Origin of the sequence: Microbacterium sp., assembly GCF_047606685.1 — a bacterium.
Lineage (GTDB): Bacteria > Actinomycetota > Actinomycetes > Actinomycetales > Microbacteriaceae > Microbacterium.
Window position 1 is genome coordinate 1 of record NZ_JASGEC010000013.1, and the last position, 14,486, is coordinate 14,486.

The window sequence follows — 14,486 nt, forward strand, 5'->3', positions numbered from 1 at the left end:
CCGGGTCGTACTTCTTGAGCACGATGCGGTCGGGGTTGTTGCGGCGGTTCTTGCGCGTCACGTAGGTGTACCCCGTGCCGGCGGTCGAGCGCAGCTTGATGATGGGACGGACGTCCTGAGCCTTCTTTGCCATTAGAGCTTCACACCCTTCGCGAGGAGGTCCTTCACGACCGACTCGATGCCGCGCGCGTCGATCACCTTGATGCCCTTGGCGGACACGTTGAGGGTGATCTTCCGCCCGAGCGACGGCACGTAGTAGGTCTTCTTCTGCACGTTCGGGTCGAAGCGGCGCTTCGTCCGGCGGTGCGAGTGCGAGATGTTGTGACCGAAGCCGGGAACCGCTCCAGTCACCTGGCACACAGCAGCCATGTCTTCTCCTTCAATACCGTGGGGCCGGACGGCCCCACCCAAGATCCCTTGTCAGCGCCCCGAAGGCCCTGGTTGTTGGGCCTGTCGAAGCACGAACTGCGCACAGGAGCGCGCGCAGACAAACAACAACCCTACCACGCGGCGCGCTCGCTCTCGTCCGACCACCGGCGCCCAGTCCTCCAGCGCCCCGCAAAGTGCCGCGGATGAGCTGGCGTTGGGCAAGGATCAGGATGCCGGGGCCGCACCGCGGCCCCGGCGGAACGGCGACACCGTGGGGTCGCCGGGGATCCAGAACCGCCACGGGAAGGCATCCGTGCCCGCCGTGCCGGCGACGCCGACGCGTGGCCCGGTCGCGAACGTCTCGAGCGGCTCGGCGCGCAGCCACAACCGCGCAGTCGCGCCGTGCAGCTCGGTGCCGGTGATCGCGTCGATGCCGTCGTGGTCTGGATGGCGCAAGCCCACCGCCCGGCCAAGGAACCCGGCAGCAGTCCGCGGCGGACCGCCGCGGCATCCACCCCCTCCACCACCTCGCCAGCGCGCAGCAGGATTCCGCCGGCGACGCCGTCGGGGCCGCACACCACGTTCACGCACGAGTGGATGCCGTGGCTCAAGTAGACGTAGAGTCGCCCTGCCTCGCCCCACATCGTGGCGTTGCGCGGCGTGCGGCCCATGCGCGCGTGCGACCCGGGATCGGGGACCGGGCCCGTCCCGCGGCCGTGGTAGGCCTCGACCTCGCTGATCCGCAGCGCGACGCGCTCTCCGTCGACGACGGTGCGCAGCTGCGCGCCGAGCAGCATCGGGGCGACGTCGAGCGGGAGCCCCGCGAGGTCGCCCCGCGTCGCCTGCCGCAGCGCGCTCATTGCGACAGCGGCGGCGGGGTCTGGCACCACGACAGCCCGAACCCCGGGATCGTGGCGACCTCGCTGCCGTCGGCGAGCTCGAGGATGCGCGTCTCAAGCTGGCGGGGCATCGGCATGAGGTACGTGTCGTACGTGTTGTCCACGATGCTCGGCGCCACCAGCAACGCGACGTACCGCCCGCTCGGCGACACGCAGGTCTGCATCACGGCGTCGCCCGCCGGCACCGTGGCCAGCTCAGTCGTCGCACCGTCGTCGTCGACGCGGTAGACGTTGGTGACCTGCTCGCCCAGCGCGGCGTCGACCTGCAGGAACTGGCGGACCGTCCCCGCGCCCTCGCCGGGAATCGGCGTGATCACCCCCTGCGCGCCGACGACGCCCTTCGCAGGGGCGAGCGGCGTCTGAGCGCCGTCGGTGAGGTCGACGCGGTAGATGTCGTCCGAGCGCTGCACGATTGCCACCGACGAGCCGCGCGCGATGCCGTCGATCGCGACGCCGTTGCCGAGGTCGGTCGCGTCCGCGCCGTCGGCCCCGCTCAGCAGCATGCGGCTGTCATAGGTGAGCACGAGGATGCTGTCGGTGTCAGGCACGAATCGCCAGTCGGCCACGCGCGTCTCGTCGCCGGGCACGGCGACCGCTGTCGGCGGGTCATCCTTCGCCGACTCCTTCGCCGACGCGACATAGAGGGCGCTCTCGCGCCCGCCGCCCTCGCCGAGGTTCGCGTCCGAGAACGTGTAGCCGATCAGCTCGCCCCGGTCGGCCGCCTGCAGCGACATCACCGTGCCGGGTCCGGGCATCGGCAGCTCGCGCTCGTTCTGCCCCTCGAGGTCGGTGACCAGCAGCCGCGCGTTGCCCTCGTCGTCGAGCGTGGAAATGACGAGGTGGCCGCTCGTGGCCCGGAAGTCCTCGATATGCGAGTGCTCGAACACGGTCTGCGCGCGGCCTTCGAGATCGGTGCGCACGATCGTGTCGCCGCCGGAAGACCGCCGCAGCACGAAGGCCGACAGCGGAGGCGTGTGGAACCTCTCGACGATCGTGGTGGTCGGGCCGCCGCCGAGGCCTGCGACGTCCGAGATCCGCACGGTGTAGTCGGTGTCGTCGCGCAGCGGCAGCGTGAACCGCAGGCCGACGCTGCGCCCGACGGTGTCGAGGAGGAAGGGGGCGGCCGGCTCGACGTCGACCTGCGCGACGTCGACGGGCTGGAGGGACTGGTTGGTGGTGAAGATGACGCGGGACCCGGATGCCTGTGTCGACGCCGCGGGGTCGACCTGCACCTGTGTGACGCGCGGGCCCTGCACGGCGCTCACGGCGCCGCCGGCGAGCCCCAGCACCGCGAGCACGCCCAGGACGCCCGCGAGCGCGCCGGCGAACGCGCGCTGACGGCGGCGCAGCGCGCGCCCACGACGCGTGCCGTCAGTACTCATACGGGTCCTTCGGCTCGTCGATCGCGGTGACGTCGGCGGCGTCGACCTCCAGGGTGCCGTCGGGCGCCGACCGGACGGTGCCGGTGACGGCGACCCACTGGCCCTTGTCCGGCGCGGCGGCGGTGGTCGCGACGGGGATGCTGGCAACCTGCGCGTCGATGACGCAGTGGGTGATGACCAGCCTCGTCAGCGAAAAGGACTCCGCGCCCTTCGCGGGCGTCGCGAAGCCGGTGAGCGTGACAGACTCGCCCTCGAACGCGTCGGGGTTGGTCGCGGTCGCGAACACGCTCGCCCAGTCGCCGACGCCGAAGCTCGACGTGTCACCCTTCGTGGCGAGCTGCACAAGGTCGGCGCCGCCGAACAGCGGCGGCGCGCCGACGTCGCGCGTCGCCGCGATCTCGGCCGACAGCGACGCGGGCGGGGTGAGCAGGATGGTCAGGGCCACCCCGGATGCCACGACGCCGCCGACGACGGTCGCGAGAGACGACGAGGCGTGGGGGTGGATGCCGGCGTGGGCATCGGCGCGCGCATGCGCGCGCCCGCGAGAGTGATCGTGGGACTCGTGCGCGCCGCCATGCGCGTGGCCGTGATCGTCCTCCGCGCCGAGCGGCAGCAGGAACGAGGCGACCGCGCCGGCCAGCACGAGCGCCGCCATCGGGATCGCGAACCAGTTCGAGGCCGGGCTGATGTAGAGCGCGAGCCGGCCAGTGACCGCGAGCACGAGAGTCACAACGGCCAGGCACGCCGCGAGGCCGACGCCCAGCCAGCGGGTGGCCAGCGCGGCGCTGCGGCCCGTCGCCTCACGCAACGAGGTTCACCCCCACGGCGATCGCGAACGCGGCGAGCAGAACGACCGCGATCAGTGCGGCGAGCACGCGGGTGGTGAACGTGGTGCGCAGCAGAGCGAGCATCTTCACGTCGACGAGCGGCCCGACCACGAGGAACGCGGCGATCGCGCCGGGCGTGAACGTCGACGCGAACGACAGCGCGAAGAACGCGTCGACGTTCGAGCAGATGGACACGATCATGGCGAGCGCGATCATCGCGACGATCGAGTACACGGGGTTGGAGCCGATCGCTAAGAGCGCGTTGCGCGGCACGAGCACCTGCACCGCGCCGGCCAGCGCCGAGCCGATGATGAGCGCCGGCATGACCGCCCGCAGCTCGACGACGAACTGTGCGAGAGTGCGGCGCCAGCGAGACCCCGGCCCCTGAGCCTGTCGAAGGGCCGCTGCCTCCGATCCCTGAGCCTGTCGAAGGGCGAGTGCGCACGTGTCGCGGAAGCGGTCGGTGAGCAGGCGGTCGGGATCGGGATGCTTGCTGTACAGCCAGCCGACGAGGTTGGCGATCGCGTACCCGCCGAGCAGTCGCGCGACGAGGATGCCGTCGTCGAAGCCGAACGCCTGGTGCGTCGTGATGATGACGATCGGGTTCACGATCGGCGCGGCGACGAGGAACGTCAGCGTCTCGGGCACCGAGAAGCCCCGCATCAGAAGGCCGCGTGCGAACGGGACGTTTCCGCACTCGCAGACCGGGATGAGCATCCCGAGCAGCGACAGCACCGCGCGGCGCGCCCAGGCGCGGCGCGGCATCCATCGCTCGATCGCCCCCGGGGGGACCCACACTTGCACGACGATCGACAGGACGACGCCGAGGGCGACGAACGGCATCGACTCGATGAGCACGCTGAGCGCGAGCGTGAGCCCGTCCTGAGCGCGAGTGGGCAGCGCGGGCACAAGCCCGGGAACGAGCAGCACGACGGCGAACAGCGCCGCCACGGCGGCCACACCAATCGTCAACGCGACGGCGCGCCCCCGCGGACCGGCCTCGGTCGGGGGCGATGCCGCTCGCGAGTCAGCCGCCCGCACGCTCTTGAGCCCGAGCACGCGTGCACGATGTGCACAGCCCGAAGATGTCGACGACGTGCTCGGCGTCGCTGAAACCGTGGAGCGAGGCCGTGCGCCGCGCCCATTCCTCCACCTCCGTCGCCTCGATCTCGACCGTGAGACCGCATTCACGGCAGATCAGGTGGTGGTGGTGGCCGGGCGTGACGCACGCGCGGTAGAGCGCCTCGCCGTCGGGGCTCTGCAGAGAGTCGGCGTCGCCCTGGGAGGCGAGCGTGGCCAGCGCGCGGTACACCGTCGCCAGCCCGATCCCGGTGTTCTCGTCGCGGAGAACAGCGTGCAACGACTGTGCGCTGACGAAGCCACGAGCGTCCGCGAGCGCCTCGCGGACGCGCTCGCGCTGCCACGTATTGCGCTGCGCAGTCATGTCAGGAGTCTACCGAGGGCGTCTGAGAGCCGCCGGGAAAGGCGATGTCCCGGGCACGCACACCGTGCGCGCCCGGGACATCAGCAGACCTGGATCAGACCTGCTGGCGGCGCCTGCGCTTGAGGAGCAGGAGCACAAGACCCGCGATGAGCAGCAGGATGGCTGCCACGATCGCCGTCGTGGAGATCACCCCACCGGTCACGGCAAGCAGGTCCGGGTTGGTGATCGTGTTGGTGAGCGTCACCTCGACCACCGTCCCGTCGCCGATCGTCACCGTCGTGGTGCTGAACTCCGGGTCGGACCAGTCCAGCCCGGAGATCTCATCCGGGGCGTCCTCGGACAGAGTCACCTCTGCGCCGTAGGGCAGCTCGGGGCTCTCCACCGTCTCACCGTCGGTCACGTACAGCTCGCCGTCGCCGGCCTCGAAGCCGGAGCCAGCGGGGTACGAGTAGTACACCGTGAACTCGGTGCCCGACGGCACGTCGCCTGCGGCGTTGCCCTCGACGACCTTGTGGATCGAGAAGGTGCCCGTGTTGAGCGTGATCAGGTTGGTCAGCACGATCGAGACGTTCTCGTCCTCGCCCACCGTGAAGGTGTTGCTCGGGTCGAACACGGGCGTGGCCCACGTCCCGCCCTCGACCTCGACCAGGTTCTCGCTGAGCGTGACCTCTGCGCCCGCAGGCACCGAGACCGTCACCGGCTCCTCGCCGGGCAGCACCTCGATCGTGCCCGATCCGGCCTCGATGCCCAGCTCTGCGTTGGCCGGGTACGAGTACGCGATCTCGAACGGGACGCCGTCGACGAGCTCTGCGGCGTCGCCGGTGAGCTCCTTCGTGACGCTGAACGAGCCGGTGTCGCGGCTGATCACGTTGGTGGCGGTGATCGTGACGCTCTCGGACTCGGAGCTGACGGTCAGCGTCTCGGGGTCGACCGTCGAGCTCTCCCAGGTTGCGCCGGGGATAGCCGTCGGGCTGGTCTCCGTGAAGGTCACGGTGGCGCCCTCCGGGATCTCGGGGTCGAAGGTCACCACGGAACCGTCGGCCGGCAGCGTGGCCGTCGAGGTGCCGGCGCTGATGGCCGCGTCCGCGTCCTCCGGCCAGGTCGCCGTGATCTCGAAGGTCGTGTCTTCGGGGATCGTCACACCATCCGGGTTCTCGATGACCTTCTGCGCGGGCAGCGCCACCGTCGGGATGACGCCGGTGTTGGTCAGCACATAGGCGAGCGCGCTGTCGGAGTGCGTCACGGTGAAGGTGTACGAGCCGTCCTCGTTCGCCGCGATCGTCTCGCCGTCCGGGCCCACGAGGGCAGCCGACTGCTCGACGTTCGACGGCCACGGGTCCACCTCGGTGAGCGTGACGGTCGAGCCGACGTAGATGTCGTCACTCGTGAACGTCCAGCTGTTGTCGTCGCTGAGCGTGATGGTGCCCGACGTCGGGTCAGGGACGTTGTCCGGGTAAGTGACGGTGTACGCGATCTCGACCGAGTCCGGGGTCAGCGCGTTGCCCTCGAAGAGCTTGCTCAGCGAGAAGCGGCCGTAGTTGTCTCCGATGGCCGAGCCCGACAGGGTGCGGCGCGTCGCGCTGCCGGTCGAGCTGGTGCTGGTGCCGTCGATGTCCACCTCGGCGGTGTTGGTGTACGAGCCGACGCCGGTGACGCCCTTGCCGCCGTCATCGGCGTGCACGACCCACTGCACGTAGTACAGCCGTCCGTCCAGGGCCCACGGGTCGGTGCCCGACTCCGAGCCGGTGCAGCCGCCCTCTGCCGTGGTGAACGTGACCGACAGGTTGTCCTCGGCGACGGTGTAGTCGTCGGTCGAGAGCGCGGAGTAGCGCGGCCGCTCGTAGTTGTACGAGTCGGTGGTGACGCAGCCGGCCGAGTACACGGTCGGGCCGCTCACGATGGTGAACGGGTTGTCGTCGAAGTTGTCGCTGACCGTGATGGTCAGCCCCGGCTCCAGCGAGAGGCCGTCCTCCGCGCTGGGGGTGCTGGGCAGCTGGATCGTCCACGTGATGTTGTCGGTGCTGGCGTTGTAGCTGCCGCTCTTGTACTGGCCGGTCGAGTAGTCGAACTCGCAGTTGGTCTGGCAGTAGCGGCTGTTGATCGTCACGCCCGGGGTGGTGACCCCGCCGATCACGAACGTCTGGTCGGTCACCGTCTCGGTGTTGTCGAGGTTGGTGCGGACGTAGATCTGGAAGTCGCCGTGGATGTTGTTCGGGTTTTCGGTGACGTAGTCCTCGTCGACCGTGCAGGTCACGTGAGTGGTGGTGACCGTGCACGTACCGTTGGCGATGTCGAACGTCGTCGCTACGCCGATCAGGTCGGACGGCAGGTCGAAGTCGACGACGACCGGGTTCTCCGCGGGTGACTCGTCAGCGCTCCACGTGACGTTCAGCACCTGCTGCGAGTAGTCCGTGAACGTCGAGTTCTCGAACGACACGCTGTCCAGTGATGTCGTGGTGGCGTGCGCGGGCGAAGCCGCCCACAGGCCGACGATCATCAGGGCGAGCGTGCTCAGCACAGCAACAATGGATCTCGTGCGCGATTTTGTGTGGATCGCTGTTTCTGTCATGAACCTTCTCCATAGCGACAGCAAGGGGACATGCCGTTGCGTATGACGCAGGGCACCAGCATTGACTCTGTCGGACGGATCCGGTGATATACCAGCCCAGCCACGGGGTTCATCCCCTCCGACGCTTATAATTAGTACTCGTCCTAGTACTTCTTTGTCGAATCGGGCGCGATCAGGCCGAGCTCGCTCCCGACCGCCAGCGCCGCCCTCCGAGACGAGACGCCGAGCTTGCGATAGACGCTCTGCAGCTGCGCCTTCACCGTGTGCGGCGACACGACGAGCGCCTGCGCGATCTCGCGAACGCTGCCGTGCGCGGCCAAGGCGTTGAGCACGACCTGCTCGCGCGGGGTCAGCGACGCGGCCGGGCCGACGGGCAGGGCCTCCACCACGGGAACGTCGAGGTAGCGACGCAGGGCGACGGACTTGCGCCCACGGCTGAACTCCAGCAGCCGGCGGCGCTCACCGGGCGGGAGCATCGCGACATGCGCGCGCGGCCCGTAGGTCTCCCACACGATTGCCGCGTCGTCGAGCCACTCGCGCGCGAGCTCCCGTTCGTCGCGCCGCAGCGCCGCGGCCGCGGCGGCCGTCTGGGTCTCCGCGCGCGTGCGCAGCGTGTGCGTGGGCAGCTCGAGGAGCGTGCGCGCCCGCTTCAGCGCGTCGTCCTCGCGCCCGGACGCCATCAGGCACGCCACGCGCGCGGCGGCGAGGTACGGGCTGTCCTCCGGCTGCCCGTCCAGGATGTCCTCGGCGGCGCGGTGGTCGCCGCCGGCCATCCACGCGAGGGCGACCGCGGCACGCAAGTGCTCGGTCGCGACGTTGTCGGCGACTCCCGGCGGCGGCAACGGCGCCGCCAGCGCCCTGGTGACGCGCTGCGCCTCCGCGCGGCCGTGGCCAAGGCCGACCCGAGCGGCGACCGAGATCGCGGTCAGAAACGGCCAGAACTCGGCGGTCTGCATGTACGACTCGGTCGAGCGCAGCAGCTCGACCGCCCCAGCGAAGTCCATCGCGTCCAAGAGGGCGTAGCCCTCAGCGACGACGCCCATTCCGTTCATGTACGAGCCGCGGAACTCGTCCGGCCAGGCGTGCGTGTCGATCGACGACAGCAGGGCGGAGCCCCGCGCGACGTCGCCTGAGAACGCGCTGGCGCCAGCCGCGTAGACGACCGAGTAGTTGCGCGTGGTCTGGTTCTCGCACAGCGCGACCGAGCGGGTCATCGCGGCGAGCGCCTCGTCGATGAGGCCGCCCTGCAGCAGTGAGAAACTCACCTGCCGCAGGATCGTCCCGTAGTGGTCGCCGAAGGCCCTCAGCAGCTCGGGTGGAGTGTCGTCCAGCTCGCCGACGACGCGACGGCAGGCCTCGGCGGAGTCTCGGAAGCGGCCGAGCAGGCGCAGCGCGACGGCCTGCATCGCGTCGAGCGAGAAGCCGTCCACGGCCGGGTGGATGTACGTCGGATGCGTGGTCGCGGCAACGGCCAGCCGGTACGCGCGCGGCGCCTCGCCGCGCAACAGCGGATTGGACCCGAGCGCGAGGCCGAGGCCGAACGCGAGCATCGGGAAGTGGACCAGTTCCGACTCGGGCACGGTGCGCAGCGCGGACAGGAACCGATCGGTCGTGTAGCTGTCCGGATTGGTGATCATCAACTGCACGAACACGCGGTCGGCGAGCGCGTAGTCGCCGCCCTCGATCGCGTACAGCAGCGCCTGGTCGACGTCGTCGTGGTCGAACAGCCATCCCGCCGCGATGGCGCTCAGCCGTCGGAAGCGCTCCGGATCGTCGGATGCGCGGGCACGGAAGGTGTCGCGGACCGTCTCGACGTACTGGAAGACGGGATGCTTGCGCGCGTACGGGATCCAGCGCCCGAACCCGCTGCGCTCCAGCGTGTCGAACAGCTCGTCGACGTTCGGGCAGTCGCTCAGCGCAGCCGCGAGCTCGCGGTCGAGGTACGGCGGGACGCTGGTGTCGGACACGAACTGCACGGCCACCCGGTCGGGCAGGAGGGATTCGAGCTTGGCCGCCACGACGGCATCCCACTCCATCGAGTCGACGTGGGGGATGCGACCGAGCTGCGACAGCGCGAGCACGACGGCGCGCACGGTGAGCGGGAACCCGCGCGTGGCCCTCGCCACGTTGCGTGCGAGGCGAGGGTCCTCCATCCCGGTCTGGGCGGAGATGAGAGCGCCCACTTCGTCAGAGGTCAACGCGAGGTCGGCGAGCGTGACGACCCGCACGACCCCGCCGGAGACGTCGTGGTCGGCCAGCGCGGTCGCGCTGCGGGTCGTGAGCATGATCCGCAGGTCGGGCAACGCGTCCACAAGCCGGGCCAGGTCTTGGTCGACCTCGCCCATCGCGTCGTCGAGGTGCTCGTACGCGTCGAACGCGAGCACGACCGGCCCCGCGTCGGCCAGCAATGCGGTCGCGATGTGCACCGGGTCGACTGCCGCGCCCAACTGGGCCCGCATGCGCGCGGTCTCGTCGTCGGACAACCCGCCCAGGCGCACCGCGCTGGCCGCGACGTGCTGCCAGAACGTCTGCCGGCCGCGGACACCCGCCGAGATCGACGTCCACAGGACCCGCGGCTCGGGGCCCTTCTGGGCGATCCACCCGCGCAGGAGCGTCGTCTTGCCGCTTCCGCTCGGGCCCTGCACGACGCAGATCCGAACAAGCGGCGCGTCAAGGATCTGGTAGAGGCGCGGCCGGTCCACGATGCCCGCGATCGCCGCCGAGGCGATCCTGTCGGGTTCGCGTCCCCCCGCCTCCACAGCCGGCAGGGCGGGCCTGGATCGACCGCCGGCCGGGGTGATGTCCAGCATCCCGCTCTCCTCAGAGGGCACCTCGGGTTGCTCTCCGCTCCCGACATTGGCGCCGTCGGACCGCTCGTTGCCATAGTCAGCCACGAGGATTAGTCCTTTCTACAGGAACAATTAATCACAGAGCTAGGGCCTGTGCATTCAGGTCGCGGGCGCGGCATTCGGACTCCCCAGTGGCAACTGCGCAGCCGGCGGCCGTGCCGACTGCTCACCCAAGAGACAGCCCCCGGCGTGCTCTATTACGCGAGAGCGCTTCGGATCGACTCACGCGCGGGCGCGCTCGACGCGTCCGCGGCGGGAGCCGATCGCCCGGCACACGAGGTAGACGACGAATGAGATCGTCGTGATGTAGGGGCTCACGGGCAGGCTGCCGGCGATCGCGAGCAGGATGCCGCCGACTGCCGAGACCACGCCGAACGCCGCTGCCAGCGCCGGAACGGCGAGCGGGCCGCTGGCGATGCGCATCGCGGCGGCGGCCGGGGTCACCAGCAGCGCCATCACCAGCAGGGCGCCGATGATGTGCACCGCGACGGCCACGACGAGCCCGAGCAGGAGCATGAACCCGAGCGAGATCGCCGTCGTCGGCACGCCGCGCGCCGCCGCCGCCTGCGGATCGAGCGAGTCGAAGCGCAGGGGCCGCCACACCAGCAGCAGCGCCACCAGCACGATCGCGCCGATCACGACGAGAAGCCCCAGCTGCTCGCTTTGCACCGACACGATCTGGCCGGTCAGCAGGCTGAAGCGGTTGGCGCTTCGCCCGCTGTACAGCGACAGGAAGAGGATGCCCAGCCCCAGGCCGAACGGCATGAGCACGCCGATCACCGAGTTGCGGTCGCGAGCCCTCGCGCCGAGGAGGCCGATCGCCGCCGCGGCCACGAGCGATCCGCCGATCGAGCCGGCCACGACATCCCATCCCACCAGCAGCGCGAGCGCGGCACCGGCGAAGGACATCTCGCTGATGCCGTGCACCGCGAAGGCCATGTCGCGCTGCATCACGAACACGCCGATGAGCCCGCCGACGAGGCCGAGCACGGCGCCGGCCCACACCGAGTTGGAGACGAGTGCGAGGATGTCGCCGTAGCGGGACGCCCCGCCGAACAGCGCGTCGGCGATGTCGGGCCAGTTCACGCCGGCCCCCCGTCGTGGTGGTGGTGGGATGCCTCGGCGTCCGGCGCGCCGACGACCACGAGCCGGTCTCCGGCGCGCAGCACGTACACCGGCACGCCGTACAGGTCGGTGAGCACCCGCGAGTTCAGCACGTCATCGGGCTCGCCCAGCGTGAATCGGCCGTTCGCGAGGTAGAGGATGCGGTCGACCACGCCGAGCACCGGATTGATGTCGTGGGTGACCAGGAGCACCCCCGCGCCCGCCTCGCGGCGGTGCCGGTCGATGAGCCCGATCACGGCGCGCTGGTTGGCGAGGTCGAGGCTCGTCAGCGGCTCGTCGCACAGCAGCAGCTTTGGGTCGTCGGCGAGCGCCTGGCCGATGCGCAGCCGCTGCTGCTCTCCGCCGGAGAGCACGCCGACCGCGCGGTCCGCGAAAGCGGAGGCGCCGACCTCGTCGATGAGCGCGGCGGCGCGGCGGCGGTCGGCGCGGCGGGGGATCGGGAGCCCGAACCGGTGCCCGTCGACGCCGAGCATCACGACATCCCTCCCCCGCAGGGCAGTCTCCGGAGGCAGCGGCCGTTGCTGCGGCACGTAGCCGACACGGCGGTTGCCGCGCCGGCGCACCGGCTCGCCGAGGGCGCTGATCGTTCCCGCGCTGAGCGGCTCGAGGCCGAGGATCGCGCGGAGCAGGGTCGTCTTGCCCGCGCCGCTCGGGCCCAGCACGGCGACGAGCTCGCCGGGCTCGACGGACAGGTCGAGCCCGGCCCACAGCGCTCGGCCGTCGCGGCGGAGTGCGGCTCCGCGAATCTCGAGCGGGCGGGGGCCCGCTCCGGTCACGGGGCCAGCGCCTCCGCGAGCGCGTCGATGTTGTCCTGCATCCACGAGATGTAAGTCTGCCCCTCGGGGAGCGTCTCGGAGAACGCGATGACCGGAATGCCGAGGCCCTCCGCCTCGTCGACGACCTGGGTGGTCTCGGCGCCGCCGGTCTGGGTGTTCTGGATGACGACATCCACGCCGCCGCTCTTGATGAGCTCGGTCGCTTCCAGCAGCGTCGCCGGCGGCACGTCCTGGCCCTCCTCGACGGCCTCGCTGAACTCGGCGGGCGTGACGTTCTCCAATCCCGCCGCCTCGATCAGGTAGACCGGCACGGGCTCGGTGACGAACACCTTCGCGCCCTTGTGGTCGGCCTCGATCGCGCCGAGCGCGGTCTCGAGGGTCTCGATCTGGGCGACGAACGCCTCGGCGTTCGCGGTGAACGTCGCCGCGTCGGCCGGCACGAGCTCGCCGAGCTCCTCGGCGATCCCCTCCGCGACGTGCTCGATCGTGTCGGGGTCGTACCAGACGTGCTCGTTGAAGCCCTCGATGTGGTCGTGGCCGGCGTGGTCTTCGTCGGCGTCCTCGTCGGCGTGCTCGTGCTCCTCGCCGTCCTCGCCCGGCCAGGCGTCTGAGAACTCCGCGGCCGTGAGCACGTGCGCGCTGCTGCCGGTCGACTCGATCAGCGCGTCGACGAACGCGTCGTAGCCGCCGCCGTTCTCGATGATGAGATCGGCGTCCGCGACGGTGAGCTGGTCTTGCGCGCTGGGCTCGAACTCGTGCGGGTCCTGAGACGTGGACGACACGATCGAGACGACCTGGACCGCATCCCCCCCGATCTCCTCGGCAATCTGCCCGTAGACGCTGGTCGACGCGACGACCACCGGGCGGTCGTCCGCGGAGGTTGACGAGGGTGTGGCCGAAGAAGCGCCGGCGCAGCCGGCGAGGGCGAGAGTGGATGCCGCGACGAACGCGGGAATGATGGGTGAACGCTTCACTCCCCCACTCTAACGCTACTGATAATCGTTCTCAAGTCAGTGCCCGGCCGCGATGCCGAACGAGCGCGGACCGCTGTCAATCCAGCAGCAGAGCGGGCTCTTCGAGCACGGCGGCCACGTCGGCGATGAAGCGGGACATGCCGTCGCCGTCGATCACGCGGTGGTCGAACGACCCCGAGACTGTCGTCACCCAGCGCGGCCGCACCTCGCCGTCGACCACCCACGGCTTCTGGCGGATCGCGCCCATCGCGACGATGCCCGCCTCCCCCGGATTGATGATGGGCGTGCCGGCATCCATTCCGAACACGCCGATGTTGGTGATCGTTATCGTGCCGTCCTGCTGGTCGGCGGGCGTCGTCTTGCCCTCGCGCGCCGTGAGCGTGAGCCGCTCGAGCGCCTTGGCGAGTTCGCGCGTGTTGAGCGTGTGCGCGTCTTTGATGTTGGGCACGAGCAGGCCGCGCGGCGTCGCGGCCGCGATGCCGAGGTTCACGAACCGCCGCACGCGGATCTCCGCGCCCGCGTCGGTCTCCACCCACGCCGCGTTCACCATCGGCGTGCGCCGGGCGGCCCAGATCACGGCCCGCGCCATGATGAGCAGCGGCGACACCTTGACGTCGGCGAAGTCGGCCGACGCCTTCAGTCGCTTGACGAGCTCCATCGTGCGGCTCGCGTCGACGTCGGTCCACACCGACACGTGCGGGGCGCTGTAGGCCGAGCCGACCATCGCCGACGCCGTGGCCTTGCGCACGCCCTTGACCGGGATGGTCTCCTCGCGCCCGGCGGCGTCGGGAGCCGGGGCGGGGAGGGCGGCGCCTGCCGCGAGCCGTGACGGGCCGTCTGCGATGACGGGAGCGACGGCGGATGCCGCGACCTCCGGCGCGACCGGGATGGTCTCCTCGCGCACGTCCCCCCACTCGGGCGTCTCGATGTTGCGGAACACGCTCGCCTGCGACGCGTGCTTCATGACGTCCTCGCGGGTGACCTCGCCGGCCGGGCCGCTCGGCGTGACGGCGGCCAAGTCGATGCCGAGGTCGCGGGCGAGCTTGCGGATCGGAGGCTTGGCGACCACGCCCACCGAGGCGGCGACCGGCCGCTCGGCGGGCTTGCGCCGACGCGAGGTGACCGGGCCGCCGGTGCCGTAGCCGACGAGCACCGCGCCGCCGGCGTCAGGCTCCGGCGCCCCCGCGGCGGCGCCGGAGCCTGACGCCGGCGGCGCGGTGCTCGTCGGCTACGGCACCGGCGGCCCGGTCACCTCGCGTCGGCGCAAGCCCG

General features: G+C 70.7%; 11 protein-coding genes and 3 pseudogenes. All 14 read right to left on the reverse strand.

Annotated features, from left to right (window positions below; translation table 11 throughout):
* Positions 1-133: 50S ribosomal protein L33 (rpmG, locus tag QM611_RS01540; protein ID WP_415078152.1), on the reverse strand; the 133-nt coding region annotated here is incomplete at its 3' end.
* The gene (gene rpmB / locus QM611_RS01545) at positions 133-369 is read right to left on the reverse strand and encodes a 50S ribosomal protein L28 (RefSeq protein ID WP_060959747.1); all 237 of its coding nucleotides are present in this window, start codon (positions 367-369) and stop codon (positions 133-135) included. The genes rpmB and rpmG, both read right to left, overlap by 1 nt.
* A 225-nt stretch (positions 370-594) precedes the next feature.
* Complete coding sequence (locus QM611_RS01550; RefSeq protein ID WP_415078154.1) at positions 595-825, reverse strand: hypothetical protein; 231 nt, start codon at positions 823-825, stop codon at positions 595-597.
* Between the two features lie 92 nt (positions 826-917).
* Positions 918-1,229 (reverse strand): annotated as a pseudogene (locus QM611_RS01555) (DNA-3-methyladenine glycosylase); the annotation flags it as partial.
* Entirely contained in the window at positions 1,226-2,650 is a 1,425-nt protein-coding gene (locus QM611_RS01560) for a hypothetical protein (protein ID WP_415078145.1), read from the reverse strand. The pseudogene QM611_RS01555 and the gene QM611_RS01560, both read right to left, overlap by 4 nt.
* Entirely contained in the window at positions 2,640-3,458 is an 819-nt protein-coding gene (locus QM611_RS01565) for a TIGR03943 family putative permease subunit (protein ID WP_415078146.1), read from the reverse strand. The genes QM611_RS01560 and QM611_RS01565 overlap by 11 nt, the downstream gene beginning before the upstream one ends.
* Positions 3,451-4,320 carry a permease gene (locus QM611_RS01570; protein ID WP_415078153.1) on the reverse strand — a complete coding sequence of 290 codons (870 nt, stop codon included), beginning with the start codon at positions 4,318-4,320 and terminating at the stop codon, positions 3,451-3,453. Before QM611_RS01570 ends, QM611_RS01565 begins: the two co-directional genes overlap by 8 nt.
* A gap of 184 nt (positions 4,321-4,504) precedes the next feature.
* Entirely contained in the window at positions 4,505-4,921 is a 417-nt protein-coding gene (locus tag QM611_RS01575) for a Fur family transcriptional regulator (RefSeq protein ID WP_415078147.1), read from the reverse strand.
* A 94-nt stretch (positions 4,922-5,015) separates the two neighbouring features.
* Positions 5,016-7,439, reverse strand: coding sequence for a DUF5979 domain-containing protein (locus tag QM611_RS01580; RefSeq protein ID WP_415078148.1), 2,424 nt, complete (start codon positions 7,437-7,439; stop codon positions 5,016-5,018).
* Between the two features lie 194 nt (positions 7,440-7,633).
* Positions 7,634-10,300, reverse strand: a complete 2,667-nt coding sequence (locus tag QM611_RS01585; RefSeq protein WP_415078149.1) for a LuxR C-terminal-related transcriptional regulator — start codon at positions 10,298-10,300, stop codon at positions 7,634-7,636.
* Between the two features lie 261 nt (positions 10,301-10,561).
* Complete coding sequence (locus tag QM611_RS01590) at positions 10,562-11,425, reverse strand: metal ABC transporter permease (protein WP_415078150.1); 864 nt, start codon at positions 11,423-11,425, stop codon at positions 10,562-10,564.
* A pseudogene (locus QM611_RS01595) lies at positions 11,422-12,156 on the reverse strand (metal ABC transporter ATP-binding protein); the annotation flags it as partial. The pseudogene QM611_RS01595 and the gene QM611_RS01590, both read right to left, overlap by 4 nt.
* Positions 12,157-12,236: 80 nt before the next feature.
* On the reverse strand, positions 12,237-13,214 hold the full coding sequence (locus QM611_RS01600) for a metal ABC transporter substrate-binding protein (protein ID WP_415078151.1): 978 nt from the start codon (positions 13,212-13,214) through the stop codon (positions 12,237-12,239).
* A 76-nt stretch (positions 13,215-13,290) separates the two neighbouring features.
* A pseudogene (locus tag QM611_RS01605) lies at positions 13,291-14,397 on the reverse strand (dihydrolipoamide acetyltransferase family protein); the annotation flags it as partial.
* Between the last annotated feature and the right edge of the window lie 89 nt (positions 14,398-14,486).